Origin of the sequence: Actinoplanes sp. NPDC051513 (assembly GCF_044454685.1) — a bacterium.
GTDB lineage: Bacteria > Actinomycetota > Actinomycetes > Mycobacteriales > Micromonosporaceae > Actinoplanes.
In genome coordinates, this window is the sequence record NZ_JBITDW010000031.1 from 67,520 (window position 1) to 94,243 (window position 26,724).

General features: G+C 72.0%; 25 protein-coding genes. 12 read left to right on the forward strand and 13 right to left on the reverse strand.

The features are described 5' to 3' along the window. The first annotated feature begins 18 nt into the window (after positions 1 to 18). From ACIA5D_RS45905 to ACIA5D_RS45920, 4 genes are read left to right on the forward strand one after another with little or no spacing between them, the layout of a single operon-like run. Positions 19 to 636 carry a thioesterase family protein gene (locus tag ACIA5D_RS45905; RefSeq protein WP_396036996.1) on the forward strand — a complete coding sequence of 206 codons (618 nt, stop codon included), beginning with the start codon at positions 19 to 21 and terminating at the stop codon, positions 634 to 636. Between the two features lie 9 nt (positions 637 to 645). Beyond that, a complete protein-coding gene (locus ACIA5D_RS45910; protein WP_396037033.1) occupies positions 646 to 813 on the forward strand; it encodes a hypothetical protein in 168 nt (55 codons plus the stop codon). A 22-nt stretch (positions 814 to 835) separates the two neighbouring features. After that, positions 836 to 1,138, forward strand: a complete 303-nt coding sequence (locus ACIA5D_RS45915) for a TM2 domain-containing protein (RefSeq protein ID WP_396036997.1) — start codon at positions 836 to 838, stop codon at positions 1,136 to 1,138. Positions 1,139 to 1,181: 43 nt separating this feature from the next. Continuing rightward, the gene (locus ACIA5D_RS45920; RefSeq protein WP_396036998.1) at positions 1,182 to 2,393 is read left to right on the forward strand and encodes a hypothetical protein; all 1,212 of its coding nucleotides are present in this window, start codon (positions 1,182 to 1,184) and stop codon (positions 2,391 to 2,393) included. Here the strand turns inward: ACIA5D_RS45920 and ACIA5D_RS45925 are convergent. From ACIA5D_RS45925 to ACIA5D_RS45955, 7 genes are all read right to left on the reverse strand, one after another. After that, the gene (locus ACIA5D_RS45925) at positions 2,379 to 2,873 is read right to left on the reverse strand and encodes a VOC family protein (RefSeq protein WP_396036999.1); all 495 of its coding nucleotides are present in this window, start codon (positions 2,871 to 2,873) and stop codon (positions 2,379 to 2,381) included. The two genes, ACIA5D_RS45920 and ACIA5D_RS45925, sit on opposite strands and share 15 nt — an antisense overlap. A gap of 47 nt (positions 2,874 to 2,920) precedes the next feature. Beyond that, positions 2,921 to 3,094: a hypothetical protein gene (locus ACIA5D_RS45930; RefSeq protein ID WP_396037000.1), complete on the reverse strand. Its 174-nt coding sequence runs from the start codon at positions 3,092 to 3,094 to the stop codon at positions 2,921 to 2,923. 14 nt (positions 3,095 to 3,108) lie between these two features. Continuing rightward, a complete protein-coding gene (locus ACIA5D_RS45935) occupies positions 3,109 to 3,489 on the reverse strand; it encodes a YybH family protein (protein WP_396037001.1) in 381 nt (126 codons plus the stop codon). Further along, positions 3,486 to 4,889, reverse strand: a complete 1,404-nt coding sequence (locus ACIA5D_RS45940; protein ID WP_396037002.1) for an MFS transporter — start codon at positions 4,887 to 4,889, stop codon at positions 3,486 to 3,488. Before ACIA5D_RS45940 ends, ACIA5D_RS45935 begins: the two co-directional genes overlap by 4 nt. Further along, on the reverse strand, positions 4,889 to 6,136 hold the full coding sequence (locus ACIA5D_RS45945) for an aminotransferase class I/II-fold pyridoxal phosphate-dependent enzyme (RefSeq protein WP_396037003.1): 1,248 nt from the start codon (positions 6,134 to 6,136) through the stop codon (positions 4,889 to 4,891). Before ACIA5D_RS45945 ends, ACIA5D_RS45940 begins: the two co-directional genes overlap by 1 nt. A 14-nt stretch (positions 6,137 to 6,150) precedes the next feature. Beyond that, positions 6,151 to 9,210, reverse strand: coding sequence for a putative bifunctional diguanylate cyclase/phosphodiesterase (locus ACIA5D_RS45950; protein ID WP_396037004.1), 3,060 nt, complete (start codon positions 9,208 to 9,210; stop codon positions 6,151 to 6,153). A gap of 106 nt (positions 9,211 to 9,316) precedes the next feature. Further along, a complete protein-coding gene (locus ACIA5D_RS45955) occupies positions 9,317 to 11,593 on the reverse strand; it encodes an SCO7613 C-terminal domain-containing membrane protein (RefSeq protein WP_396037005.1) in 2,277 nt (758 codons plus the stop codon). 131 nt (positions 11,594 to 11,724) lie between these two features. Here ACIA5D_RS45955 and ACIA5D_RS45960 point away from each other — a divergent pair, with 131 nt between their 5' ends. Beyond that, positions 11,725 to 13,068, forward strand: coding sequence for an MFS transporter (locus tag ACIA5D_RS45960; RefSeq protein WP_396037006.1), 1,344 nt, complete (start codon positions 11,725 to 11,727; stop codon positions 13,066 to 13,068). An 84-nt stretch (positions 13,069 to 13,152) separates the two neighbouring features. Here the strand turns inward: ACIA5D_RS45960 and ACIA5D_RS45965 are convergent, their stop codons facing one another. Continuing rightward, positions 13,153 to 16,026: a discoidin domain-containing protein gene (locus ACIA5D_RS45965; protein WP_396037007.1), complete on the reverse strand. Its 2,874-nt coding sequence runs from the start codon at positions 16,024 to 16,026 to the stop codon at positions 13,153 to 13,155. A 251-nt stretch (positions 16,027 to 16,277) separates the two neighbouring features. Here ACIA5D_RS45965 and ACIA5D_RS45970 point away from each other — a divergent pair, with 251 nt between their 5' ends. Together ACIA5D_RS45970 and ACIA5D_RS45975 are read left to right on the forward strand one after the other, a co-directional pair. Next, positions 16,278 to 17,108: an LLM class F420-dependent oxidoreductase gene (locus ACIA5D_RS45970; RefSeq protein WP_396037008.1), complete on the forward strand. Its 831-nt coding sequence runs from the start codon at positions 16,278 to 16,280 to the stop codon at positions 17,106 to 17,108. Further along, complete coding sequence (locus ACIA5D_RS45975) at positions 17,105 to 17,494, forward strand: TIGR03668 family PPOX class F420-dependent oxidoreductase (protein ID WP_396037009.1); 390 nt, start codon at positions 17,105 to 17,107, stop codon at positions 17,492 to 17,494. The genes ACIA5D_RS45970 and ACIA5D_RS45975 overlap by 4 nt, the downstream gene beginning before the upstream one ends. A gap of 3 nt (positions 17,495 to 17,497) precedes the next feature. On the opposite strand, the gene ACIA5D_RS45980 is transcribed toward ACIA5D_RS45975, so the two are convergent. Then, the gene (locus ACIA5D_RS45980; protein ID WP_396037010.1) at positions 17,498 to 18,115 is read right to left on the reverse strand and encodes a response regulator; all 618 of its coding nucleotides are present in this window, start codon (positions 18,113 to 18,115) and stop codon (positions 17,498 to 17,500) included. Continuing rightward, complete coding sequence (locus tag ACIA5D_RS45985) at positions 18,102 to 19,250, reverse strand: GAF domain-containing sensor histidine kinase (protein WP_396037011.1); 1,149 nt, start codon at positions 19,248 to 19,250, stop codon at positions 18,102 to 18,104. Before ACIA5D_RS45985 ends, ACIA5D_RS45980 begins: the two co-directional genes overlap by 14 nt. A 123-nt stretch (positions 19,251 to 19,373) precedes the next feature. On the opposite strand from ACIA5D_RS45985, the gene ACIA5D_RS45990 reads away from it, so the two are divergent. Together ACIA5D_RS45990 and ACIA5D_RS45995 are read left to right on the forward strand one after the other, a co-directional pair. Further along, entirely contained in the window at positions 19,374 to 20,063 is a 690-nt protein-coding gene (locus ACIA5D_RS45990) for an SDR family NAD(P)-dependent oxidoreductase (protein WP_396037012.1), read from the forward strand. Beyond that, the gene (locus ACIA5D_RS45995; RefSeq protein ID WP_396037013.1) at positions 20,060 to 21,067 is read left to right on the forward strand and encodes an S-adenosylmethionine:tRNA ribosyltransferase-isomerase; all 1,008 of its coding nucleotides are present in this window, start codon (positions 20,060 to 20,062) and stop codon (positions 21,065 to 21,067) included. The genes ACIA5D_RS45990 and ACIA5D_RS45995 overlap by 4 nt, the downstream gene beginning before the upstream one ends. Before the next feature lie 45 nt (positions 21,068 to 21,112). Here ACIA5D_RS45995 and ACIA5D_RS46000 read toward each other — a convergent pair whose 3' ends face one another. Genes ACIA5D_RS46000 through ACIA5D_RS46010 form a run of 3 tightly spaced genes read right to left on the reverse strand, consistent with a single transcriptional unit; the run spans position 21,113 to position 24,146 of the window. Beyond that, complete coding sequence (locus tag ACIA5D_RS46000; protein WP_396037014.1) at positions 21,113 to 22,390, reverse strand: ABC transporter permease; 1,278 nt, start codon at positions 22,388 to 22,390, stop codon at positions 21,113 to 21,115. After that, positions 22,387 to 23,088 carry an ABC transporter ATP-binding protein gene (locus tag ACIA5D_RS46005; RefSeq protein ID WP_396037034.1) on the reverse strand — a complete coding sequence of 234 codons (702 nt, stop codon included), beginning with the start codon at positions 23,086 to 23,088 and terminating at the stop codon, positions 22,387 to 22,389. The genes ACIA5D_RS46000 and ACIA5D_RS46005 overlap by 4 nt, the downstream gene beginning before the upstream one ends. 47 nt (positions 23,089 to 23,135) lie before the next feature. Further along, complete coding sequence (locus ACIA5D_RS46010; RefSeq protein ID WP_396037015.1) at positions 23,136 to 24,146, reverse strand: efflux RND transporter periplasmic adaptor subunit; 1,011 nt, start codon at positions 24,144 to 24,146, stop codon at positions 23,136 to 23,138. A gap of 202 nt (positions 24,147 to 24,348) precedes the next feature. Between ACIA5D_RS46010 and ACIA5D_RS46015 the strand changes: the two genes are divergently transcribed. The 3 genes from ACIA5D_RS46015 (at position 24,349) to ACIA5D_RS46025 (ending at position 26,556) form a co-directional block, all read left to right on the forward strand. After that, positions 24,349 to 24,882, forward strand: coding sequence for a hypothetical protein (locus ACIA5D_RS46015; protein ID WP_396037016.1), 534 nt, complete (start codon positions 24,349 to 24,351; stop codon positions 24,880 to 24,882). Between the two features lie 82 nt (positions 24,883 to 24,964). After that, complete coding sequence (locus ACIA5D_RS46020) at positions 24,965 to 25,258, forward strand: hypothetical protein (protein ID WP_396037017.1); 294 nt, start codon at positions 24,965 to 24,967, stop codon at positions 25,256 to 25,258. A 140-nt stretch (positions 25,259 to 25,398) separates the two neighbouring features. Continuing rightward, positions 25,399 to 26,556 (forward strand): NAD(P)/FAD-dependent oxidoreductase, encoded by a 1,158-nt coding sequence (locus tag ACIA5D_RS46025; protein ID WP_396037018.1) that lies wholly within the window; start codon positions 25,399 to 25,401, stop codon positions 26,554 to 26,556. Positions 26,557 to 26,724: the final 168 nt, after the last annotated feature.

Consider the following 26,724-nt stretch of genomic DNA (forward strand, 5'->3'; position numbering starts at 1 on the left):
GCGTGGGAGCTTGATCGAATGAAGACGTTCGCGGAGGCGACCGCGGTCACCGCCCGGGGGGACGACGCCTACCGGGTCGAGCTCGACCCGCAGTGGGCTGTCGGCGACAAGCTGCACGGCGGATATCTGATGGCCGTGCTGGGCCGGGCCGTGTCGGCCGCGGCGGGGCACGAGCATCCGGTCGCGGTCACCACCTCGTTCCTGCGACCGCCGGCCGGCGGGGCGGCCACGGTGTCGGTGACGCTGCTGCGCGAGGGGCGGGGCAGCTCGCAGTACCGGGCGAGCCTCCAGCAGGACGGCACGGTCTGCGCCGAGGCGCTGATCACGCAGGGCGGGCTCGACGACGCCGAGCCGTTCTGGAGCGCCGCCCCACCGCCGGAGCTGCCGCCCGAGGACGACTGCGTGCTGCTGCCCGCGCTCGCCCCGGGTGCGGCGTTCCCCGTACCCCTGCTGGATGTCGTCGAACATCGGCTGGATCCGGCGTCGCTCGGGTTCGCGGTGGGGCAGCCGTCGAAGAGCGGCCGGACCGGGGCGTGGCTGCGGCTCGCGGACGGCTCGGACTGGGACCCGCTGAGCCTGCTGGTCGCGCTCGACGTGGCGCCACCGATCTCGCTGACGCTGGGCATGACCGGCTAGGCGCCGACCATCACCTTCACGGCCTATTTGCGGCGGCTGCCCGCGCCGGGCCCGCTGCGCGTCACCATGCACGCCGCCGAGATCACCTCGGGCCGCATGGACGAGACGGCGCTGGCCTGGGACACGAAGGGCAACCTGGTCGCGCAGGCGACGCAGCTGGCCGCCATCCGGCACTGACGCGCGAGTCTATTGTCGTCGGGTGGAGCCGGTCGAGTTGCCCGAGTGGGAACGGCTGCGGGTGTTGCGCGCCGAGGCGGAGTACGCCTCGGTCAAGAAGGACGCGCGCGTCGCGTACGCGATGTGGGTCGTCGTCGGCATCTTCGGCGGGCACCGGTTCTACCTCGGCGACACGTGGCGTTCGGTGGCGATGTTGTTCACGCTTGGCGGGCTCGGCGTGTGGACGCTGGTGGACGTCTTCTTCGTCGGGCGGCGGGTGCGTGCGGTCAACCGGGCCCGGCGCGCCGCGGTCATGGCTCGTTACGGTCTGCTCGACGCGCACTGAACGGCCCATACCGGGGTCCGCCGGGTGCCCATACCATCGCTCGGTGCGAATTCGACCGGTCCTCGCCGCGACGTTGCTGAGCGTGCTCGCCGTCGGGACGCTGAGTGGGTGCCATTCCGCCGCCTCCTCCGACGCCTCCGACGCGCCGTCGTTCGTGGATGCCGCCCCTTCGTCTGATTTGTCTTCTTCATCCGGATCGTCGGCCCAGCCGTCGGTATCCGCGCCGGGCTCGGCCCCGGCCTCGGCCAAGCCGGCCCCGTCCAGATCCGTCGCGCCGAAGACTCTGCCCAAACCGGGTAATCCGAACGGGCACGCCTCGGTGCCGGCAGCCGCGCGTGCGGTCGACACCAGCAAGCCGACCCGCAAGGTCGGTACCGGCACCGCCGCGAGCTGCACCTCCGCCGCCGTGGTCAAGGCCGTCGCCGCCGGCGGCATCATCACCTTCGACTGCGGCCCCGTGCCGGTGACGATCACGATGACCGCGACCGCGAAGGTCCGCAACACCGTCAGCCAGGTCGTCCTCGACGGCGGCGGCCGGGTCACGCTCGACGGCGCCGGTAAGCGCCGCATCCTCTACCAGAACGTCTGCGACTCCCGGCAGGGGAACGCCGGCGGCTCGTGCATCGACAGCGACACGCCCCGGCTCACCGTGCAGAACATGGCCTTCAAGAACGGCAACAGCACGGGCGAGAGCTTCGAAGGAAACGCCGGGGGCGGCGCGATCTTCGCCTACGGCGGCGGTCTCAAGGTGATCAACTCCCGCTTCACCGGCAACAAATGCGACCGTACGGGTCCGGACCTGGGCGGCGGCGCGATCCGCATCAGCTATCAGGGCGGCGACAACACCGCGTACGTGGCGGGCAGCACGTTCACCGGGGGGACGTGCTCGAACGGCGCGGCGCTGAGCAGCCTGCACGCCCGGTGGATGGTGCTGAACAGCGTCCTGAGCGGCAACACGGCGGTCGGCAACGGCGCCAACCCGGCCCGCGCGGGCACCCCGGGCGGCGGCAGCGGTGGCGGGATCTACATGGACGGTGAGGAGATCAAGCTGACCGTCGACGGCACCGTCATCGAGAAGAACCACGCCAAGGAGGGTGGCGGCGCCATCTTCTTCGTCAGCAACAACAAGACGGGCACGGTGACGATCCGCAACTCGAAGGTGCGCAACAACCCGAGCGACACCTTCGAGAACTTCCCCGGCATGTTCTACATCGGCAAGGGCAACCCGGTCATCACGAACTCAACCATGGGCTGACCCCAGTGACTTCAGCGCATTGTCGAGAGTGCCGAAGATCGTGTCGGCGCCGCCCTCCCAATGCGGCACCGGGTCGGGCTGGCCGGGTGCCGGCGCCCACAGCCACCAGATGTTCTGCCAGGGGTCGAGCAGGCGGCCGAGCGTGGTCTCGCCGTAGAACGGGGTCGGCTCGGTGACGACGGTCGCGCCTCGCGCGGCGGCCCGCTCCAGCACCGCGCCGACATCACGCACCCAGACCTGAAGCAGGGCGGGCCGGGCGGGCCAGCCGTCGAGCCGGTCGGCGAGCATGAGGTCGGTCGCGCCGAGCCGCAGCTGGGCGTGGATGAGCTTGCCGTCGGGCATCGGCGTGCGCGCCTCGACGACCTCCTCGGCGTCGAAGACCTCGGCGACGAACGTGACCAGCCCGGCCGCGTCGTCCACGATCGCGAACGGGTTGAGCACCGAGCCACCCGCGGGAACTTCTGAGACTGGAAGCAACATGCGTCCAGCCTGGCAGCGATTCCGGTCAGTTGCCGACCGCTGGGCGATCAGCTGCCGATGATGGCCGGCAGCGCGGCGTGGGTCTGCGGATCGGCGGCGGCGAGCAGGCCGGCGTTCTCCTCCTGCCGAAGCTCGCCGCGCAGGCCGGTCACGACGCAACCGGCCGCCTCGCAGAGCGCGATGCCGGCGGCGATGGCGAGCTCACGATCGTCTGAGGACACGCTCGTAGTAAACGCTACGCAGGCTCGCCACCCTGGCAGTGCCGCCACAGCCAGCGGCCCTCGACCAGCTCGACCAGGCCCGAGACGCGGTAGGAGAACTCGTCGACCACGCCGGCGTCGGAGCGCACCTCGCCTTCGGCATCGGTGAAGACATAGGCCTGGTCGCCGTGGCGATGCACGGTCGCGGTCGTCACCTTCCACGCGTACGCCTCATCGCGCAGGAAAACCTTGCCGAGCAACGCGGTCAGGGCGTCGCGGCCGCTCGCGGTCTCGTCCCGTTCCGAGCCCACGTAGCCGACGCCGTCGCCGGGGGCGAAGCACGCCAGGGCGGCGCCCAGGTCGCGGGCGGCGAAGGCGTCGCTGAGGTCGCGGACGGCGTCGAGTGGCTCGCTCATGCGACCAGGACTTCCTCTCGGTCGGCGGAATGACGGGGACCATGCTCGGGCTCCACGGCGGCGACCAGGGCCGGGGCGGCGACGGGTGGGCGCGGGGCGGCCCACGCCGCGGGAACGGCGGCCGGCTCGACCGCGCGCAGCCAGCGGGCGTGCCGCGGGCGGTAGACCGGCGTCTGCTCCGGCCCGCGCATGCCGGGCAGGAAGAGGAAACCGAAGGTGACGACCGCCCCGAGCAGGCCCGCCCCGAGCAGCGTCTCCCGCACGCCGATCCAGCCCGCGACGGGCGCGGCCAGCGCGTACGACAGCGGCAGCAACGCCGTGGAGACGAACCAGTCCACACTCGACACCCGGCCGAGCATGCGGGTCGGCACGAGTCGCTGCTTGGTCGTCGCCCACGCCACGGTGCCGGCCGCCTCGAGGCCGTTGACGAGCACGCACGCCAGCGCCAGCTGCCAGGTGGAGGTGGCCGCGCCGTACCCGGCGACGGCCAGGGTGGCCACGGCCCACGTCCCGTACATGTAGGAGATGAAGCGCCGCGGGATGCCTATCCATCCGACCGCGAGCGCCGCCGCGATGGCGCCGAGGCCGCCCGAGGTGAGCACCAGCGACAACGCGGTGGCGCTCCCGCCGAGCTCGGTCTTCACCACATAGGGCAACAGCACCTCGGTGGGCCCGACGAACAGCAGGTACGTGAAGGTCGCCGAGAGGAACGTGCCCCACAGCCAGACGTGGCGCCGGACGTACCCCAGGCCTTCCCGCATCTCCTCCCAGAGCGACTCTTCACCCGATTTGTCGGAAATATCGGCCAATGAGCGGCGCATCGCCAAAAGGCAGGCCACCGAGACGGCGAAGGTCAGCGCGTCGACGGCAAACGCCCACCCCGCCCCGCCGACCGCGATGACCGCACCGGCCAGCATCGGCCCGAAGATCTGCATCCCGGCGGGCCGCACGAACTGGTCGAGCGAGTTGGCCGCGACCAGGTCGTCGGCGGGCACGATCTGCGGCACCAGCGCATCGAACGCCGGGCCGAAGAACCCCGCTGCCGCCCCGTACACGACGATCAGCGCGAGCAGCATCCACAGTGACGTCAGCGCCCCGGTGAGCGTGAGCACGGCGATGCCCGCCATCACCGTCCCGCGCAGCAGGTCGGAGGCGAGCATCACCCGGCGGGGGTCGAAGCGGTCGCTGATCACCCCGCCCAGCAGCAGCGTCACGACCTGCGGAAGGGACAGGGCGACGCCGACCGCGGACATCGCGGCCGGCACCCCGAACAGGTCGTACACCTGCCAGGCCAGGGCGACCAGCAGCATCCCGTCGCCGATCAGCGACGCGCTCATGCCCGTCCACAGCAGCCGGAACTGCCGGTGGCGCAGGGGCGTCAGCGGACCGGCGAACCGCATCAACGGCGCAGCTTCCCGGCCTCGGCGAGCTCGGTGATGACCGCGTTGAGCTGGTCGAGCTCGGCGTCGCTGTTGGCGGCGGTGACCTGCGCCCGGAAGCCGACCTGGTCGCGCGGCACCAGCGGGTACGCGGCGAGCGTGACGTAGATGCCGCGGTCCCAGAGCAGCTTGCCGACCGCGTCGATGTCCTCGCCGGCGGCCAGCGGCAGCTCGATCACCGGGGTGTCGCCGACGTTCGGGGTGAAGATGCCGAGGCCGCGTACGTGGTCGAGCACCTTCATGGTCTTGCGGTACAGGTCGGCGCGGATGGCGTCGCCGCGCTTCTCGTTGACGTCGAAGCCGGCCAGCACGGTGGCGAGCGACGCGGTCGGGGCCGGGCCCGAGTAGAGATACGGCGGCGCCGCGACCTTGAGGTGGTTCTTCAGCCAGGTGGGCAGGGCCAGGAAGGCCAGCAGCGACGAGTACGACTTGGAGAAGCCGCCCACGAGCACGATGTTGTCGTAGCTCTCGCCGCAGTACTTGACGATCGCGTTGCCCTTGACGCCGTACGGGGACATCTCGTTGGCGGCCCGCTCGCCGATGACGCCGAACCCGTGCGCGTCGTCGACGTAGAGCAGCGCCCCGAACTCGCGGCAGATGGCGGCGAACGCGGCGATGTCGGGCGCGTTTCCGGTCATGCTGTTCACGCCGTCCATGGCGACCACCTTGGGCACCCCGGTGGGCGCCGAGCGCAGCAGCTCGCGCAGGTGCTCGTGGTCGTTGGCGCGGAACCTGGTGACGGTGGCGCCGAGGCCGCGGGCGTACATGCTGCCGTCGTAGATGGTCTTGTGGGCCTGCGAGTCGAGGAAGATGTTGCCCTTGCCGGCCAGGATCGGCAGCACCGACATGTGGATGTGCGTGATCGTGGGCAGCACCAGCGTGTCGGGGGCGTCGAGCAGCGCGGTCAGGCGCTCCTCGATCTGCGGGTACAGCGCCGGGTTGCCGAGCAGGCGCGACCAGCTGGGGTGCGTGCCCCAGCGGCGCACCTCGGGCTCGATGGCCGCCGCGATCTCGGGCTCGAGGTCGAAACCGAGGTAGTTGCAGGAGGCAAAATCGGCGAGCCAGTGGTCGCCGACCCGGATGCGACGGCCGTCGATCTCCTCGATGACCGCGTCGTACATGGGGTTGCCGCTGCGCAGCCGCTCCAGATCCGCCCAGCGGCCGTCCCGCTGGACGAAGTCGAGACCGGTAAGTGGCGCAAGAGACATGTGCTTCCTTCCAACTACTTCACGGGAGTTGTGGTGGTGCTGCCGAGCCGGGCGCCGATCTCGGCGGCGGTGACCGGCTTGGAGAACAGGTAGCCCTGGCCGTACGGGCAGCCCATCGCGGCGAGCGCGTCGCGGTGGCCGTCGAGCTCGATGCCCTCGGCGACGACCTTGAGCTCGAGCGTGCGGGCGAGGCTGACGATGGTCTCGACGAGCGCCATCTGCTGGGCACTGTGCAGGATGTCGTCGATGAAGGATTTGTCGATCTTGAGGACGTCGACCGGCATCTGGCTGAGGTAACTCAGCGACGAGTAGCCGGTGCCAAAATCATCAATGGCGATACGTACGCCCATGGCCCGCAGCTCGCGGAGATCGGCCCAGACCTGGTCGGCGTCGTGCAGCACCAGGCTCTCGGTGATCTCCAGCAGCAGCCACTCCGGCTGGGCGCCGATCTCGGCGAGCACCTCGCGCACCTGGTCGACGAAGCCGGGCGTCCGGAACTGCCGCGCCGACACGTTGACGCTGATGTACTTCAGCGACGCGCCGGCCCGCGAATTGCGCCAGCCCGCGAACGTCTCCAGTGCCTCGCGCAGCACCCACCCGCCGATCGCCACCACCGAGCCGTTCTCCTCGGAGAGCTCGATGAACTCGTTCGGGCCGAGCAGGCCGCGCAGCGGGTGCTGCCAGCGCACCAGCGCCTCGACGCCGATCATCTCGCCGGTGGGCAGGTCGACGATGGGCTGGTAGCGCAGCCGCATCTGCTGACCGGGCACCGCCTCGACCAGCGCCGAGCGCATCTCGAGCCGGTGGATCATCTCCTGGTGCAGCTCGTCGCGGTACAGCCGCCAGGTGCGCTTGCCGTCGGTCTTCGCCACGTACATGGCGACGTCGGCCCGGCGCAGCAGCTCGGTGATGCCGTCCGCGTCGCCGCTGGTGGCGACGCCGACGCTGGCCGCGCCGCTGACCAGGTGCCGGCCGCCGGTGCCGTCGATGACCTCGATCGGCTCGCTGAGCGCGACGACGATGCCCTCGGCGACCCGCTCGACCTCGTCCGGCTCGGTGATGTGCTCGATGAGCACCGCGAACTCGTCGCCGCCGGTGCGGGCGGCCATGTTCAGCGGCCCGGCCACCTCGGCGATCCGCCGGCCGACCGCGACCAGCAGCTGGTCGCCGGCGCCGTGCCCGAGCGTGTCGTTGACCTCCTTGAAGTCGTCGAGGTCGACGAAGAGGACACCCACCAGGCTGCGGACGCTCTCGGCGGACAGCGCGGCCTGCTCGAGCCGGTTCTGGAACAGCGAACGGTTGGCGAGCCCGGTCAGCGAGTCGTGGTACGCCTGGTGCGCGAGGTCGCTCTCGAGGCGCCGCCGCTCGGTGACGTCCCGGATCGTGACGACCAGCCCGTCGACCGCCGGGTCGTCGCGCAGGTCGCGGCAGGTGACCTCGACCTGCAGCAGCAGATCGTCGCCGGAGATGGCGGTGAGGTCGACGCCGTCGCGGGAGCCACGGCCGCTGCCCGCCTGCACGAGCAGCGCCCGCAGCTCGGCGTGGTCGGTGCCGGCGAAGAGCCGGACCAGCGACGTCCCGACCAGGTCGGTGCGGCCGAAGACGGGGAGGGCGGACGGGCTCGCGTACCGGATCTCCTCGTCGTCGCCGACGATGAGGATGACGTCGGAGGCGCTCTGGATCAACGCGCGGAAGTAGTCCTCGCTGCTGCGCCGGTTGATCTCCTTGGTCAAGCTGATCCGCTCGATCGCGAGCGTGCCCTGCGCCATCAGCGCCTCGAAGGACGGCTGCAGCGCGGTCAGCACGTGGTCGTCGGCGGCCAGGTACGCCCGGTTGCGGTGCGGCGGACCGCCGTCGATCGAGCCGATCACCGACTCGCCGTACAGGGCGGACTCGAAGCCCGCGAACTGCGCGGCGACGACGGCCGGCAGGTCGGCGACCACGGCCCAGCCGGTGCCGACGAGGCCGTTGGCCTCGCCCGGGTCCGCGACTCCGCGGACGTAGCAGAACCGGTACTCCTCGCCCTCGGGCACCAGCGCGGCGACGGCCTTCCGGACCGCGTCGCCGGCCTCGGGCTCGCTGCTGGCGGCGACCAGGTCGGCCGCCGACATGCGCAGCGTCCGCTCGCGGGTCGTGTTTTCCCGCTGCGACTGGATGAGCCCGGCCACCCTCGCCATGACCAGCAGGAACATCGTGCCCGACGCGGTGGCGATCATGATGGCGTCCTCGACGCCGTCGGTGAGGTCCTCGATCACGAGCACGGCCGGGGCGATCAACGCGGCCAGCGCCATGGCCGCGACCCGCCGGCCGCCGGCCACGGTCTGGGTCGCGGTGTCGCCGCCCGAGGTGAGCCGGCGCATCGACGGGTGCAGCGCGGCCAGCGCGAGCGCGGTGTAGAAGAAGATCCAGCCGGAGTCGGTAGGCCCGCCGACCTCCCAGGTGCCGTCGAGCTGCCGCAGGCCGTAGACGACATCGGTGGCGAGCAGCGCGGTCACCCCGGTCGCGAGCGTGGTCAGCGCGACGGGCTTACGGGTCCCGGCGGTGAGCAGGCGCAACAGCATGGCCAGCGCGAGCACGTCGCCGAGCGGGTACGCCGCCGACGTCAGCTTCTCCAGCAGCCCCATGTTGGCGTCCCGCACGTACGGCGAGATCAGGAAGACCCAGGAGAGCAGGCCCAGGCCCGCGGTCGGCACCAGCGCGTCGAGCAGCGCCGCCCGGTTGTCCGCCCCCGACCGCGCCCGGATGAAGATCAGCAGCGCGACCGCGAGCATGGGGTAGACGAGCAGGTAGAACACGTCGGCCAGGGACGGGAACGGATTGTCGAGCCCCATGAAGTCGGTGAGGATGTTGTACGTGGTGTCGCCGGCGGTGAAGCTCACCAGCACCGCCGACAACAGATACCAGGGAAGGCGCTTCAACGGCCGGTGCACACGCACGCCGACGAGCACCGCGACGGCCGCGGAGAGCCCGATCGCCGCCCACGAATACATGCTGAACGCCGGGAGGGCGTAGAACAGCACGGTCAGCGCCACGATCCAGGCGGCGAAGCACGACTGCAGGCGCGCGGGCGACATCCGTGCTCCGATCTCGTAGCTGGGCCAGGGTTGAGGCCCTTCGCATCGGCAGTCGGTCACGCAGTGTTAGCTTCGCCGGGATAAATCCGCTGAACGGACGACCGGCTCAGCTCATCCTGCCCAGCGCGTGCCGGAACCGCGCGAGGTCCCGGCGGCGCGATTCCAGCGTGGCGGCGAGCACAACCAGCAGGACGCCGCCGGCGGCGAGCGGGATCCAGCGCGGGATCAGATCCCAGACCAGCCCGATCTCGTGCAGCGCGACCAGGGCGAGCGTGCCGGCGCCGGCGAGCAGCGGAGCGCGCAGCCGCAGCCTGGCGCCGATCAGCAGGATGGCGAGCGCGGCGATGCCGAGCAGCAGGCGGCGCAGGTGCTCGCCGTCGTGCGTGAGCACCAGCGCGAGACTCGGGAGCAACCCGACGATCAGTGACGGGCCGTACGTGGCCCAGCTGGGGGTGTGGTCACGGCGGGCGACGAGGGCGACGGCCAGTGCCAGTCCGCTTGCCGCGATCGTGTACGCCTCGAGCACCGTCCCCGCGGGCGCAGTGACGGCCACGCCGAGCAGCGTGAGCACCAGCAGGGGCGCGGCGGCAAGCGCTGCGGCTCGTTTGCTCGTGCGCGCCGCTTGCCGCGCAGGCGCCGCTTGGCCCGCAGGCGCTGCTCGCCTCACAGGCGCCGTTTGCCCCACGGGTGCCGCTTGCCCCACGGGTGCCGCTTGCCCCACGGGTGCCGCTTGGGCCGCAGGCGCCGCTTGCCCCACAGGCGCGGCTTGGCCCGCAGGCGGCGCCTGGCCGGTCGGCGCCGCTTGGCCGGTCGGCGCCGCTTTGCTCGTCAGCGCCGCGAGGGTGAGAGACACCGCGACGGCGACGGCGACGGCTCGGTGCTGCGCGGCGTTCGAAAGGTCGAGGGCGGCGGTGGTGGTCCAGGCGATCGCGGGGATGGCGGTCAGGGCGACGAACAGCCCGGCGCCGGACAGAGCGGCCGCCTTGGCACGGAACGTCAGGCCCGCGCCGGCCAGGGCGAGCGTGATGAGGACCGCGGCGGCCATGCCCGGGCGGCCGAAGCCGGCGATCAGGGCGTGCAGGCTCAGCACGGCGGCGGTGGCGAGCTGGCTCACCAGGGTGATCAGGGAGCCGGAGGTCGCCACGCGGACGGCGGTGGCGGCGGTGCTCGGTGTCGAGGGCGAGGCCGCGGCCGACAGGGCGGCAACCCGGGCGGCGGGGACGTGCAGCGTGGGGGCTGCGCGGCGGGCGGCCAGGAACAGAGCGGCAGCCACGACGACCAGGTCGATGATCGGGCCGTTCCACCAGGGAAGGTGCAGGCCGGAGGGAAGGGCCAGGGCGATCGCGGCGACGCCGGCGACGAGGGACGCGGGGCGCAGCCTGGGCGGGACGGTGCCGAACAGGGCCATGGTGACCAAGGCCAGCGCGGCGGGGAGCTGCCAGCCAGGGCCCGGGACGGTTCGCTGCCAGGCGGCGTGGAAGAACGGGGTCGCGGTCGCGAGGGTACGGACGGCGGCCACGGCGGCGGGGCCGAAGGCGATCAGGGTGGAGACCGCGGCGAAGCCGTAGGCGGCCTTGAGAGGGCGGGCGGCCGGGAGGCGGCGCGCGGACAGGAGGCGGCGGGCGGCCGGGAGGCGGCCGGCGGACAGGTTGAGGACGGCGAGGTTGAGGGCGGCCAGGGCGCCGAACGTCAGGGACCAGCCGGCCGGGCCGGGGTGCGCCGGGGCCACCAGCAGCGGGAGCGCCGGCTGGACGGCGATCAGGGCGGCGTAGCGCGGTGCGGTCAGGCCGGTGAGCAGGGCGTAGGCGGTGGCGATCGCGGCGGTGACGGCGAAGACCAGGCCGGCGTAGCGGGTGGGTGACGTGGCGGCTACGCCGAACAGGTTCACGTACCAGGCGGCGTACCCGTCAAGAAGCGTGAGCAGGAGACCCACGGCGGCCATGGTCTCGGCGGTGGCCTTCAGGCCACGCCGCAGCGCGAGCGGAGGCACGGCCAGCGCGGCGAGGGTGGCCACGGCCAGGAGCGTGGCGCGGCCGGTCATGCCGAACTGGGACCAGGCGACGGCGGCGAAGACGATCGCGGCCGAGCCGAGGAGGAGGCCGCCGAGAATGAAGAGAACGGTCTGGACGGCGTTGCTGGTCTTCGGGGCGGCGGTCGTGCCTACGCGGGCAGCTGCCGCATGCCGGCGCTGCCACGCCTGATTGATGCGAGTCTCGAGGTCGCGCACGGTGCGCTGGGCGGTGGCCAGCTCGGCGATGAGAGCGCCGATCTCGGCGTCGGTGCGGATCACCTCGGCGGCGTCGTGGTCGGGACCGCGGCCGCAGGACGGGCAGCCGGACTCGAGGGAGGCCGGGGCGCCGCAGTTCGGGCAGGGATACGTCACGTGATCGATCCTTGTCGGGCGCGGGCGCCCGGTACTGAGCACGGATACTCACCCTTCGGCGTGCGGCAGCTCAGATAGCCCGATGGCGGGCGGGCCGCATGGAATCGATCGAGAGGGAAATGCATCGGTCGATGGGTAAATCTTCGTGGTCGCTGACGCTCGCCCTTTGTGGCGGGTATTTCCTGGTGCTGCTCGATGTCACCGTGGTCAACGTGGCGCTTCCTTCGATCGGGGCGGGGCTGCACGCTTCGTCGTCCGGGCTGGCATGGGTGGTCGACGCCTACACGGTGCCGTTGGCGGCCCTCTTGCTGGCGACCGGCGCGGTCGGTGATCGACTCGGGCATCGTCTGGTTGTTTTGTCGGGATTCATCGGGTTCTTCGTGGCATCGGTGATGTGCGCCGTCGCCTGGGCCGTACCGGTTCTGGTGGCGGGGCGGGCTCTGCAAGGGGTGTCGGCGGCGTTGATGCTGCCGGGGACGCTCGCGCTGCTGACCTTGTCGGCGCCTTCCGATCGCGCCCGGGCCCGGGTGGTGGGGCTGTGGGCGGCGGTCGGCGGGTGTGCACTGCCGGCCGGGCCGTTCATCGGCGGGCTGCTGGTGCAGAGCGCGGGCTGGCGGGCCGTCTTCTGGCTGAACGTGCCGGTGATCGTGCTGGCTCTTCCGCCGGTCCTGCGGTCTCGCAGCGATCGGCCGGCGGCCGACGGACGCGTCGACTGGCTCGGGGCGGGAGCGCTGGTGGTGGCGCTGGGCGCTCTCGTGACCGGCATCATCGAACGGCAGCCGCTGATCTTCCTGGTGGCCGTGGCCGGCGCGGTCGCGCTCGGGGTGGTCGAGCGCCGGGCCGATCGGCCGCTGCTGGCGGTGCCCTCCTCCGCACGCCGGCCGCTCGCCGCCGCTTGCGCGGTCGCGGGAGTGATGAACTTCTGCGTGCTCGGCTCGCTGTTCCTGCTCACCCAGCTCTTCCAGGACGTGCACCGGCTCTCGCCGTTGCAGGCCGGGCTGCTCCTGCTGCCCGGGATGCTGCCGTTGCCGCTGCTCGGCGCGCCCTCGGGGCGACTCGTGCACCGGATCGGCGCGTGGCACACTTCGGCGCTCGGCCTGGTGGTGGCGGCTGCGGGCTTCGCGGGGATCGCCATCTCGGCCGGGCGGCCGGTCTACCCGGTGCTGCTGGTGGGGCTGGCGGTGTGGGGAGCAGGGCTGGGCATCCTCACGCCGGCGATCGTCACCGCGGCGATGCGTACCGTGCCCGACACGCCGGGCATCGCGTCGGGTGCGAGCAACACGGCACGACAGACGGGCGGGGCGCTCGGGGTGGCCGTGTTCGGTGCGATAGCCGGCAGCGCGGCCGGGACTGCGTTCGCCCGCCACGCGAGTTGGCTGTTGGGCTTTGGCGCGCTGGCTTTTGCGGTGGCGGCGGCTTTCAGCGCGGCCTACGCCCGTGAGCAGCTCCCGGCTCAACATCGAAGCCCTGCTTGACCTGTGGCACGCTCACCCTTCGATGGGACTTAGCCGGGCAGTCCCAGCGCAACCCGATCGATCAAGGCCAGGAACTGCGCGAACTCAGCCGATTTTGATCACCTTGGCGACGCTGGGCACGCCCTTGGCGTTCATGGCGAACAACATCCAGTAGCCGGGCAGCGCGACTCCGGAGTCCGACGGGATCGTGAGCTGATAACCGCCGCTGACGGCCGTGGGGGTCAGGGACAACCGCCGCTGGTCCGTGTCGACCGTGTGCGTCGCCGTACCCATTCTGATGATCGCGAAAGACGTGACGGCGCTGTCGGTCTTGACGGTGATCTTGGCGCCGTTGGCGGCCGTCGTGGGGGCCGTCGTGATGACCGGGCGAGCGGCGTCCGAGCCGTCCGCGTTGAGCAGGTACGGCGGCGTGAAGACCTGGCCGTCGAAGTGGTTGGTGTCGCAAGCCGTGCCGCACAGCCCGCCACCACCGGTGAACACCCGGCCGTCCGGCATGAGCAGCGCGACGCTGTGGTAGTTGCGCGGCACCGTGGCCGACGCCAGCGCGGTGAACTTCTCGGTCTTCGGGTCCCACAGCTCGGTGGTGAAGACCGAGGTGTTGTCCGAGAACGGCACGGCGTAGTTCTGCCCGCCGAACACCGCTACCGTGCCGTCCGGCAGCGGCACCGCGTTCGCGAACGACCGCGTGTTCGCCATCGGCGACACCTTCTTCGTGGTCACCGCCTTGTTCACGCCGTTGATGGTGATCACGTACGCGTTCGCCGTGGCCTGGCTCTGCTCGTAGCTCGGCGACCCGCCCAGCGCGAGGATCTTCCCGGTGTCGTACATGACCGCGTCGCCGTTCATCTGGTCGGGCGCGTCGCCGCGGGTGCCGGCGGACGTGGTCGTGCCGGCGCCGGACGTGCCGTACCAGTTCATCTTCTTGCTGGGGCCGGCCTGCAACACCGAACCGCCGGTCCAGGCGAACAGCCAGGCGTGGTTGTCCTTGCGGTAGTCGCCGTTCGGGTCGGCGTCGTTCGTCAGCATCGCCGTGACGTCGGTTCCGGGCAGCGAGATCCAGCCCTTGGTCGCCGACCACACCTCGCCGTTCTTGCGCGGGGTGCCGTTGACGCCGCCGTACCCGCCGCTCCAGGAGCCGCCGATGGTGAAGACGCGCCCGTCGGAGAGGGTCGTGCTGGCCTGGTAGCCGCGCGGCGTGTTCATGTTCGGCCCGCGCGTCCATGCGTCGGTCTTCGGGTCGTAGATGCTGGTCTTCTCGCTGTCGTTGCCGCCGGTCACCAGGATCCGGCCGTCGGGCAGCGTCGAGATGCCGGGGCAGAACATGTCGTGGTCGGTGGTGGTGACGGTCCGCTGGGTGACCACGCCGGTCGCCGGGTCGTAGGTCGCGGTGACGGTCTGGCCGTAGCCGCCGACGTAGTCGTCCGGCTGGAACGCCGACCAGGTCAGGATCTTGCCGTTGGGCAACTGGGCCGCGGCCACCGGCACCAGCGGGAAGCCGATGGGCGCGCTGAAACTGCCGCGTCCGGGGACGACGCTCCCCGTCGGGGCGAGGACATTGATCTCGGCGGCGGTGCTCCACGGGCCGCGGCCGTCCGCCTCGGTGAGCGCGGTAAGTCGGACATATCGGGCGGTGACCGCCGGAAAGATCACGGTCTGCAGCGCGGTCTTGTCGGGGAACGCCCCGCTGATCCGGGTGGTCCAGGTGGTGCCGTCGGTCGAGGTGGAAACCTGATATTTCCCGATGTGCCCGTTCCACGAGTCCGCCGGCCTCGGCAGGTAGGTCAGGCCGCCGACCGACTGCGACTTCTTCATGTCGACGGTCAGCGTGTGCGGCAGAGCGGACGGCGGGTTCGAGCTCCAGGCGCTGTGCCACAAGGTCGAAGGGTCGCCGTCGAGCACGTACGCGGCCTTGTCGTCTTCTTCGGCGGTCTCCTCGCTGTCGGCCTTGGCCGTCCAGCCGGTGCGCGACAGTGACGGGTCGGCGCGGCCCAGCACGTTGATCTCGGCGGCGCTGCTCCACGGCCCACGGTTGCCGGCCTCGGCGAGCGCTTCCAGGCGAACGAATCGGGCGATCTGCGGCGCGAAGGTCGTCGACTGCACTGCCGCGCTGTCCTGGAAAGCTCCACTGGCAACGGGGTCGCTCCAGGTCTCGCCGTCGCGCGAGGTCAAAACCTGATATTTCCCGATGTGTCCGTTGAGGGAGTCGGCCGGCCGTGGCAGGTAGCTCAGCCCCGACACCAGGTAAGTCTTCTTCATGTCGATGGTGAGCGTGTGCGGCAGGTCGGGTTCCGCGCCGCCGCTGTACTGGGTGTGCCAGATCGAGCCGGTATCCCCGTCGAGCACATTCTGCGCGCGCCCGTCCTCGCCCGCCGTCTCCTGGCTGTCCGCGACGGCCGTCCAGCCGGTGCGCGGCAATGCGGGGTCGGTCCCGCCCAGCAGGTTGGTCTCCGCCGCCGCCGACTTGGTGTTGCGCCCGCCGGCCTCGCTGAGCGCCCGCAGCTGCACGAACCGCGTGACCACCGTGCCGATCGTGACGGTCTTGAGCGTGGCGTCGTCCGCGAAGGTGCCCGTCGCCACCGGCTTGCTCCACGTCGTGCCGTCGTCGCTGATCAGAACCTCGTAGCGCCCGATCCGCCCGTTCGCCGAATCCGACGGCGGCAGGTAGGTGAGCCCGCTCAGCGCGATCCGGTTGTGCGTGTCGATCGTGAGCATGTGCGGCAGCGCGGTGGCGGTGGTCCGCCACAGCGTCGTCGCGTCCCCGTCGAGCACGTTCGCCGCCTGCGCGCTGTTGTTGTCCGCCGTGATCGTCCACCCGGTCGCCGGCAGCGGCGCGGCCTGCGTGACGGCAACGGGGATCGCCTTGGGCATGATGTGCCCGGCGTGCGGATCGACCGTGGCGGCCGTCGATGCGCCGGGCGTCTCGTGCAACGCGATCGCCGCGCCCACCAGCACGCACATCACGGCGGTCGCCGCCGCCCGTGGCCGCCAAATGTTCCGAACTCGCACACTGCCCCCAAGATCCAGCTTGGTGGCAATTCAACCCGCAACGGTCACCCTCTGTGAACAATCGAACGGCTAGTTCAGCTCACCCAAAGCGTCTTACCAGCTCAACCACAGTGAGGGCGTCGGTCACAGGAGTCACAGTAGGTAACTAGATCACCATGAAGGTCAGCGTCGCGGCGCATGGCAGACGAAATAGGATCGCTCGTATGGAGTTCGGTGTCGGTTATTTCCCCACGCACGACGGTATGCGCCCGGGCGAGATCGCCCGCCGCGTCGAGGAACGCGGCCACACGGCGCTCTTCTTCGCCGAGCACACCCACATCCCCGCCAGCCGCGAGACGCCGTGGGGCGGCGGGCGCAAGCTGCCGCAGAAGTACTGGCACACGTACGACCTGTTCGTGGCGCTGACCGCGGCGGCCGAGGCGACCAGCCGGCTGCGCATCGGCAGCGGCGTCTGCCTGGTCGTCGAACGCGACCCCATCACCACCGCCAAGGAGGTGGCGAGCGTCGACCACCTCAGCGGCGGCCGGTTCGAGTTCGGCATCGGCTCCGGCTGGAACCGCGAGGAGATGGCGAATCACGGCACCGACCCGCGTACCCGCCTGGCGCTGCTCGGCGAGCGCGTGCAGGCGATGCGCGAGATCTGGACGAACGACGAGGCCACCTTCCACGGCCGCTTCGTCAACTTCGACCGCATCTGGTCGTGGCCCAAGCCGGCCCAGAAGCCCTGGCCTCCGATCCTGATCGGCGGTGGCGGGCCGATGGCCGAGCGGCGGGTTCTCGAGTACGGCGACGGCTGGTTCCCGCAGTGGCACGACCCCGACGTGCTCACCCGCATCGCCGATCTGCGCGCCCGCGCCGACGGCTACCTCCAGTTCCAGGTGCTGAGCGTCCCGCCTGACGCGAAGGCTCTCGAGCAGCTGCAGGCCGCCGGCGTGCACCGCGCCTCGGCGTGGCTGCCCTCCGGCCCGTGGAGCGTCGTCGAGCCCGCCCTGGAGAAGTGGGAGAAGGCGATCGCCGAACTGGTCGGCCGATGACCCCCGCCGAGCTGTTCGCCACCGCCCGGGTCGCCCGCCTCGCCACGGTCGCCCCCGACGGCGTGCCGCACCTGGTTCCGATCGTCTTCGCCCTCACCGGCGACGTCCTCCATACGGCGGTGGACGCGAAGCCCAAGCGCACCCGGCGCCTCAAACGCCTGGCCAACATCGCCGCGAACCCGAGGGTGAGCGTGCTGGCCGACCACTACGACGAGGACTGGTCCCAGCTGTGGTGGGCACGCGCCGACGGCGTGGCCCGCATCGTCGACGCCTCACCCGATGGCCTGCGGGCGTTGGCCGACCGCTACCCACAGTATCGGGAGACCCCACCACCCGGCCCATTCTTGGAGATCACCGTCGAGCGATGGTCATCGTGGCGGCCGTAGCTGTCATAGGCCCTGCCGCACGGCGTAGACGGCGGCCTGGGTGCGGTCGGCCAGGCCCAGCTTGAGCAGGATGCTCGAGACGTGGGTCTTGACCGTCTTCTCGGAGACGACCAGCGCGCGGGCGATCTCGCGGTTGGAACGGCCCTCGGCCACCAGCGTGAGCACGTCGCGCTCGCGGGCCGTCAGCGTCTCGCCGGTGGAGGGCGCGACCAGCAGGGCGCCGGCGGCCGACGGGTCGAGCAGGAGGTGGCCGGCCGCGACCGAGCGGACCGCGGCGACCAGCGCGGCCGGGTCGACGTCTTTCGAGAGGTAGCCGCGCGCCCCGGCCCGGATCGCGGCCGGCATGCGGTCGGCGAAGCTGGTCACCACCAGCACCCGGCAGGCGAGCCCGCGGCGCCGCAGCTCGTGCAGGACCTCCAGGCCGTCCATGCCGGGCAGCATCATGTCGAGCAGCACCACGTCGGGCAACGTCTCGGCGATCAGCTCCAGCGCCGACGGGCCGTCGGCGGCCTCACCGGTCACCTCCAGGCCGTCGGCCAGCTCGAGGAAGGTGCGCAACCCGCGGCGTACGGCGGGATGGTCGTCGACGATCAGCACACGAATCGGCTCAGGCGGCGTCACCGGGGACCTCCAAGCGGACGACCGTGCCGGCGCCGGGTGTGGAGCGCACGGTCGCCGCGCCGCGGACGGAGTGGGCGCGCTCTCGCAGGGAGCGCAGGCCCAGGCTGCGGCCGGCCCGCAACACCGCCGAGATGTCGAAGCCGGTGCCGTCGTCGGCGACCTCCAGCACCGCGCCCGCGGCGCCGTGCCGGGCCAGGCTCACCCGGACGAGGCGGGCGCACGCGTGGCGTACGGCGTTGTGCAGCGCCTCCTGCGCGACCCGCAGCACCACCGTCTGCTGGGCGGCCGGCAGCACCGGGGGGTCGTCTTCCTCGTAGCGCACCCGCGGGCCGTCGGCGCCGCCGTACGCCCGGTCGAGGATCTGCGCCTGTTTGCGCAGCACCGACGGCAGGCCGTCTTCCGCGAGCCTCGCCGGGCGCAGCTCGAGCACCGCCGCGTGCAGTTCCTCGGCGGCCTCGCGGGCGAGCGTGGACACCTCGGCGAGCCGTTCGCGGGCCGCCGCCGGGTCGCGGTCGAGCAGCACGTCGACGGCCTGGGCGGTGAGCCGGAGCCCGAACAGCCGCTGGGCCACCGCGTCGTGCAGGTCGTGGGCGATGCGGGCGCGTTCCTCGGCGATGGTCAGCTCACGGTTGCGGGCGTAGAGCCGGGCGTGGGTCAGCGCGATCGTGGCGTGCGCGGCGAGGACGCCGACCAGCTCTTCGTCGGACTCGGTGAAGCCGCCGGGCTTGTTCGCCAGATAGAGCGCGCCGAGGATCTCGTCGCCGCTCATGATCGGGACGCCGAGGAACGCGCCGAGCACCGGATGGGCGTCGGGCCACCAGCCGAAGCGTGGATCGGCCCGGATGTCGGCGACGCGCTGGGCGTACGGCTCGCGCAGCATGAGCGCGAGGAAGCCGTGCTGCCGGGGCAGCGGCCCGATCGCGGCCCGCTGCTCGTCGCTGACCCCGGCCACCACGAACTCGGCGAACGAGCCCTCCTCGTCGGGCACGCCGAGGGCCGCGTAGTCGGCGCCGACCAGGTCACGAGCCGTGTCGACAATGGTCTGGAGCACCTCGGGAACGGTGAGCTGGTCGCTCACCGCCAGCACGGCCGCGGAGAGGCGACGGGCCGTGCGCAGCTCGTCGCGCGTGGTCATGCGCCCCACGATAGGCACGAGCGCCGCGTTCCGCGTCATACCACGGTCCTAGGACCATGGTCCGATCCCCAACCCGTCCCCGGCCCGATACGGTCGCCGCCTCAACGGGGAAGGGTCGAGGGCATGACGACAACAGCAGTGATCACCGGAGCTTCACGGGGACTGGGCCTGGCCCTGGCCGAAGGGCTCGCCCGCGACGGCTGGCAGCTCGTGATCGACGCCCGCACCGCCGCCGACCTCGAGGCCGCGGCCGGCGAGCTGAGCCGGCTCACCAAGGTGACCGCGATCGCCGGCGACGTGGTCGACGACGACCACCGGGCCGAGCTCGCGGCCGCGGCCGACCGGCTCGGCGGCGCCGACCTGCTGGTCAACAACGCGTCCACGCTGGGTGGCAGCCCACCGCCGGCGCTCGCGGCCTTCCCCCTGCCGGCGCTGCTCGACACGTTCGAGGTGAACGTGCTGGCGCCGATCGCGCTGACCCAGTTGCTCCTGCCCCAGCTGCGCATCTCGGCCGCCGGCGCGGTGCTCAACATCAGTTCGGATGCGGCCGTCGAGGCGTACGCGGGCTGGGGTGGTTATGGAGCCGCCAAGGCGGCGCTCGATCACGCGAGCGCGGTGCTGGCCAAGGAGGAGCCGGCGCTGCGGGTCTGGGCCGTCGATCCCGGCGACCTGCGCACCCGGCTCCAGCAGGAGGCGTTCCCGGGCGAGGACATCTCCGACCGGCCGCTGCCTGAGACGGTTGTGCCGCGCCTGCTGACGCTGCTGCGCGACCGCCCCGAGTCCGGCCGGTACATCGCCGGGGCGCTGCGATGACCGCGACCCTCGACTTCCATCTCCCCGACGAGCTGGCCGCGCGAGAACCGGCCGAGGCGCACGGCCGGCGGCGCGACGACGTACGCCTGCTGGTGAGCCGCGGCGCCACGGTGACCCACCACCGGTTCCGCGAGCTGCCGCGGCTGCTCGACGCGGGCGACCTGCTGGTGGTGAACAACTCGGCGACGCTGCCGGCTGCGCTCGACGCCGGCCCCGGCCTGGTCGTGCACGTCTCGACCGAGCGGCCCGACGGCAGCTGGCTGATCGAGCTGCGCCGGCCGGTCGAGGGCAGCACGGCGCCGATTCTGGGTTCGGCGCCGCGGCGGCTCACCGTCGAGGACGGCACACTGACGTTGCGCGAGCCGCTCACCGACCGGTTGTGGGTGGCCGACGCCGACGTGCCGGGCACGATGGCCGACTACCTGCTGCGGCACGGGCGGCCGATCCGGTATTCGTACACCGATCGCGACTGGCCGCTCGAGACCTACCAGAACGCGTACGCGGTCCGGCCGGGCAGCGCCGAGATGCCGAGCGCGGGCCGCCCGCTGACCGGCCGGGTGCTCGCCGAGCTGGCCGGCCGGGGCGTGCTGGTCGCCCCGATCACGCTGCACACGGGGGTGGCGTCGGCCGAGGTCGACGAGCCGCCGTACCCGGAGTGGTTCGAGGTGCCCGAATCGACCGCGCGGCTGATCCGGCACGTCGGCGGCAACGGTCACCGGGTCATCGCGGTCGGCACGACGGTGGTGCGGGCGCTCGAGACGACGGCGGGCGAGGCGGCGAGCGGGTGGACCGACCTGGTGATCGGCCCCGAGCACCGCATCCGCGTGATCGACGGCCTGCTCACCGGCCTGCACGAGCCGCGCGCCTCGCACCTGCGCATGCTCACCGCGATCGCCGGCGAGGAGGCGCTGCGCGCCGCCTACGCCGAGGCGCTGCGCGGCCGCTACCTGTGGCACGAGTTCGGCGACGTGCACCTCCTGCACGGCCGCCCCCGCCGCCCATGACGGGCCTCAGCAGCCGGGCGACCACGGGGCGCCCGGCTGCCGGGGTCAGGCGCGCATCACCGTGGCGATGGGGATGCCGGCGGCTCGGAGGGCAGGAATGAAGCCTCCGAGAATGCCCGCCACGATCCCGGCGATGATGCCGGCCACGCCGGCCTCCCAGGGGAACTGCACGTCGTGCAGGAGCGGCTCGGAATCGCCGAGCAGCAGGGAGACGACCTTCAGGGCCGCGGCGCTCGCGCCGATCGCCGCAGCTGCGGTGAGCAGGCCGGTCAGCAGCGTCTCGGCGAGCACGATGCCGGCCAGCAGCGAGCGCGGCGTGCCCACCGCGCGGCGGAGGGCGAACTCCTCGACCCGCTCGCCGACCGTGGCGAGGCCGACGTTGAGGATGCCGGCCACGCCGATCAGCAGCACCAGCCCGGCCATCGAAAAGAAGATCAGCCGCATCAGCGTGAGCTCCTTGCCGCGCTGCTTTCGGCTGTCCACCGTGGACATGTACGTCTCGACGCCCGCCCCGCGCAGCTTCGCGCTCAGCACCTGCTCGGCGGGGGTCGACGGCGCCAGCATGACCCGCATCTCGCCGCCCGTCGCGGGATCCGCGAGCCCGCCCGCCGGCATCCAGTTCGACAGCTCGTCCAGCCGCACGTACGCGCGGGGCTGCATGTCACCGTCGTCGACCACCCCGATGAACTGCGGCGTGATGTGGTTGGTCGCCCCGCCCACGCGCATCTCGGCCGGCACGTGATGCTGCTGGAATCCCTTGGCCGCCTCCCGGTTGAGCACCAGCCGCGGCGCCAGCGCCGGGATCGTCGTGAAGTCGAGCCACCGCCCCGCTTGCTGCCGGAACGGCCGGAACGCCCGGACGTCCCCGGTCAGCGCGGTGAGCCGCACCTCCACGGCCTCGCCCTCGGGCCCGCCGTCCTCCTCGCAGTGCCCGTCGGGGTAGCAGATCTGCCCGCCACCCCAGTCCTGGTCCATCGGCGAGCCGCCCGGGTTGACCGGCTTGACGCCGGGCTCGCCGACGATCGCCGACATGCCCATCACCGCCACCGCGTCCGAGCGGCCGGCCAGCGTGCCGATCACGATGTCCGCGGACCGCGCGCTCGGCTGCATGTCCATGATCCGGGTGCCGTCGACGCCGTCGGTCAGCTCCAGGTCGGACATCAGAGCCCGCTCGGCGATGCTCGCGCCGGCCTGCACCACCACGACCGCGAGCACACCGAGGAAGAGGCTCACCATCGACAACAGCGTGCGCAGCTTGCGCGACCGGATCCCCTGAAGGCCGATGATCAGCGACGAGCGCAGCCGACCCGAGAGCCGCATCATGCCGGCACCCGCTCGGTCAGCCGTCCGTCGCGAAGATCGAGGATCCGTCCCATCCGCGCGGCGTGGTCCCGGTCGTGAGTCACCAGGATCAGCCCGCACCCGCGCCCGGTCGCGCCGAGCAGAGCGTCGATCACTAGGGTGCCCGTCTCCGTGTCCAGCGCCCCGGTCGGCTCATCCGCAAGCAAAACCCTGGGATTTCGTACGAGGGCGCGCGCGATCGCCACCCGCTGCTGCTCCCCGCCGGACATCTTGGCCGGCCGGTTCTTCGCCAGATGGGCGATGTCCACCTGCTCGAGGGCCGCCATCACCCGCCGCTTGCGCTCCCGCCGCGGCAGCCAGCCCTGCCCGTTGACCAGCGCCATCGCCACGTTCTGCGCCGCCGTCAGGTGCTTGAGCAGAAAGAACCGCTGGAACACGAAGCCGAAGTGGGAGCTGCGCAGCTTCGCAGCCCGGCGCTCGGGCAGCCGGCTGATGTCCCGCCCCGCGAGCACGTAGCTCCCCGCGTCGGGCCGGTCGAAGAGGCCGACGACGCTGAGCAGCGTGCTCTTGCCCGAGCCGGAACGGCCCACGATCGCGACGCTCTCCCCCGCCCGCACGGTGAGGTCGACGCCGTCGAGGATCGTGCGCGGCTCTTGCTGGCCCTTGAGCACCTTGGTGATGCCCGTCAGCTCGATGAGCGCGTCGCCGCCACCCTCCATCGTCGCGTCGGCGCCGACCGTGCCGCCCCGCGGCGAATTCCGGTCGCTCATCCCGGCGCTCCCGAACCGCCCTGGTCGGTGTTGGGCGCGGCGGTCGGCAGGTCCGGTCCCGGCACCGCGATCGACTCGTCGCCGCGCAGGCCCTTGCGGATCTCGATGACCTTGCCGTCGGTGATGCCGAGGGTCACGTCGACGGTCTTGCGGGTACGGTCCTCGCCGACCACGTCGACCTTGCCCTTGCCCTGGATCCCGGCGACGGCCTCGACCGGCAGCACCAGCACGTGCGCGGCCTTGGCGGTGATCACGTCGAGCGTCACCGAGGCGCCGTTGATCAGCTTGACGTCGTCGGGCGGCGTGCAGACCAGCTGCAACCCGGTCTGCTCGGATCCCGCGGTGTCCCCGCCACTCAGCGCCGGGTCGTCGGTGGTGACCTTGGGGCCGCCCTGGGCCGCGCCCGACTGCTGCGGGTCCGGGCTGGGTGGCGGCGGCTCGGGGATCGTCCCGGCCGGCAGCGCCGCGATCGTGCCGAGCGCCTCGCACGGGAACGGCCCCGGCCCGTTCTTGATCTGGCCGCGCACGTTCTTCACGGCGCCCGAGATCCGGTACGCCTGCGCGCTGTCGATCTCGGCGACGATGCCGTACCCGGCATGCTTGGCCGAGACGACCGGCATGCCGGCCGTGACGTCGGCGCGGTCCTCCATGAGCCGCCCGGCGAAGGTCGAGTCCTTGGGGATCTCCACCCGCCGCGGCACCCCGTCGTTCCACACCGACGCCACCCAGATCGGCCGGGTGGCCGGCGTCTTCGAGGGCTGCCGGTTCACGTACCGGATCTCCCCGCCGACCGGCGCGACGATGCCGAAGACCGGGTCGATCGTCACCTTGCCGCTGAGGCTGATCTGGTTGGTCAGGTCCTGCCGGGTGGGCTTGACCGTCGTGAGCACCGTGCCGCGCGCCTCGAGGCCCGGCGTCTGGGGCTTCTCCGCCGACGACGTGCAGCCGCACAACAGGGCGCCGGCCGTCATCACCACGCCCGCACCGGCAAGCCTGCGTCTGTACACGGATCCCCCTAGCGGTCTCGAGGCGAAGCCAACGATGATCGCCGATCGGCTTCGCGGACGAGACGCTACAGGGATCATGCAAGCTCACCTCTCGGCGACGGATTCCGTTCGCCGCGTAACCGGCGCCGCGCGTTCCGACCGGCCGATCCACGCCGCCGCAGGGCCGGTCGCGTCGCATCCGGTCACCGCTAAGGTTCCTCGCGTGACCGACATCGACGCGGCGCGGTACGGCCGGCTGATCCACGCGTACGGCTTCGCGACCGACACGCCGGGGCACCTCGCGGCGCTGGTCGACGGCGACGCCGACGCGCGCAAGGCGGCACAGGGCCACATCTGGTCGGCCGTGATCCACCAGGGCACGCCGTGGACGGTCACGCCCGACGCCGCCCGCGTCGTCGCGTCGCAGATCGCCGACCCGCGCCTGGCCGGAGCCGAGAACGCCGCGCTGCGAGCCAACCTGCTCAACTTCCTCGCGGCGGTCGCCGAGGCCGGGCACGCTTCCTCGAACCTCGACGCGCTCGCGCCGCCGGAGGGCTTCGACGCGGAGGCCGCGCCGGCCGCGATCGACGACGTGGACGACATCTTCGGCGACGAGGTGCTCGGCAACTACGTCTACGCCAAGGCGATCCAGGGTTGCCGCGAGGTCGTTCCGGCGCTGCGCGCCGCCGCCACCGCGGCCCTATCCGACCCGGACCCGCCGTGCGCGCTGCGGCCGCCGCCTGCCGCCGCCACGTGACGGAGGAAGAAAGCGCGACCGCCGCGGAACTCCGGCGCCTCGACGAGCTCGCCGCCGCGGCCGGCGCCCGCCCCAGTTCGGGATGCACATCCGGTTCACGTTGATCAACGCGGCGATCGCGCGCGTCGACGATCCCGAACGGCTGCTGCCCGCGGCGCTCGCCGTGGCGAGGATCGCCAACCAGCACACCGTGGACCACGACTGGGGGCCGCTCCTGCGGGCCCTCGCCGATCGCCCCGAGGCCAGACGGCGCCACCTCGCCGCGCTGGTGGACAACGACGACCTGTGGGATCCGGGCAACGGCAACGTCCTGCTCGCCCTGAGCGGTGTCGGCCTGCCGCACGACCGAGAGGCCTGCCGCGCCCTCGCCGCCTGACCGACCCCGACGACTGACCGACCCCGACGACTGACCGACCCCGCCGCGACCGACGGCGGCGGGTGATCAACAGCGGATCAGCCCTGGTCACTGCCCGAAAGAAGGACGTCGGAGGGGCCGGTCGGCGATAGTGTCCTGCCGTGACGACGCGCGTGGTGGTGCTGGGTGCGGGGTTCGGCGGGCTCGAGTTGGCCACGGAGGTGTCCGGGCGCTGCGGCACCGACGTACAGCTGACGCTGATCGACCAGGCCGAGGGGTTCGTCTTCGGCTTCTCGAAGCTCGACGTGATGTTCGGCCGGCGGCAGCCCGAGCAGGTGCTGCACCGCTACGCCAGCATGATCAGCCCGGGCGTCCGGTTCATCAACGCGACCATCACCTCGATCGACCCCGAGACGCGGCACGTCGAGACCACGGCCGGCGAGTTCGACGCCGACATCCTCGTGGTCGCGCTCGGCGCCGACCTGCACCCCGAGGCGACGCCGGGCCTGGCCGAGGGCGGCAACGAGTTCTACACCGTGCCCGGGGCGTTCCGCTGCCGCGACGTGCTCGACAAGTTCGGCGGCGGCAAGGTGGTCGTGGCGGTCACCTCCACCCCGTTCAAGTGCCCGCCCGCGCCGAGTGAGACCGCGCTGCTCGTACACGAATTCTTGACCGCACGAGGCCTGCGCGAGCAATCGGAGATCTCTCTGGTCATGCCACTCGGCAAGCCGATCCCGCCGTCGCCGAAGGCGTCGGAGGCGGTGCTGGCGGCGTTCGCCGAGCGCGACATCACCTGGTTGCCCGAGCGGCTGGTCCGTTCGCTCGACCCGGAGCGCCGCGTCGCCGTGCTGGGCGACGGCGCCGAGCTCCCCTACGACCTGTTCCTCGGCGTGCCGGTACACCGGGCGCCACAGGTGGTCGCCGACTCGGGCCTGGCCGTCGACGGCTGGATCCCGGTCGACCCGCTCACCCTCGAGACAAACTTCCCGCACGTGTACGCGGTCGGCGACGTGACCAGCATCGGCACGCCCAAGGCGGGCGTCTTCGCCGAGGGCCAGGCCGCCGTTGCCGCGGCCCGGATCATCGCCACCGTCCAGCAGCGCACCCCCGAGGCCGAGTACGACGGGCGCGGCATCTGCTACCTCGAGTTCGGCGACGACCAGGTCGCGAAGGTGGGCGTCACGTTCCGGCCCGGCCAGCCGCCGGTCGGCGACCTCGAGGGCCCGTCGGCCGAGCTGGCCGCCGACAAGACCGCTTTCGGCGCCGACCGGATCCGCCGCTGGTTCGGCCAGGAGTGGGCGCAGCCTGCGGCTCTGTAGTGGGCGCTTGCCCACTCAAAGTGGGCACGCGCCCACTTAGAAGTGCCGTAGTGGGGGGGGGGGCCCCCCCAAAGGGGGGCGCCCCCCCCCCGGGGGCCCCAAGATTGGGGGGGGGCCCCCACAAAGGGGGGGGGCGCCACCACGCGGGGGCCCCACCCCCCCCCCCCC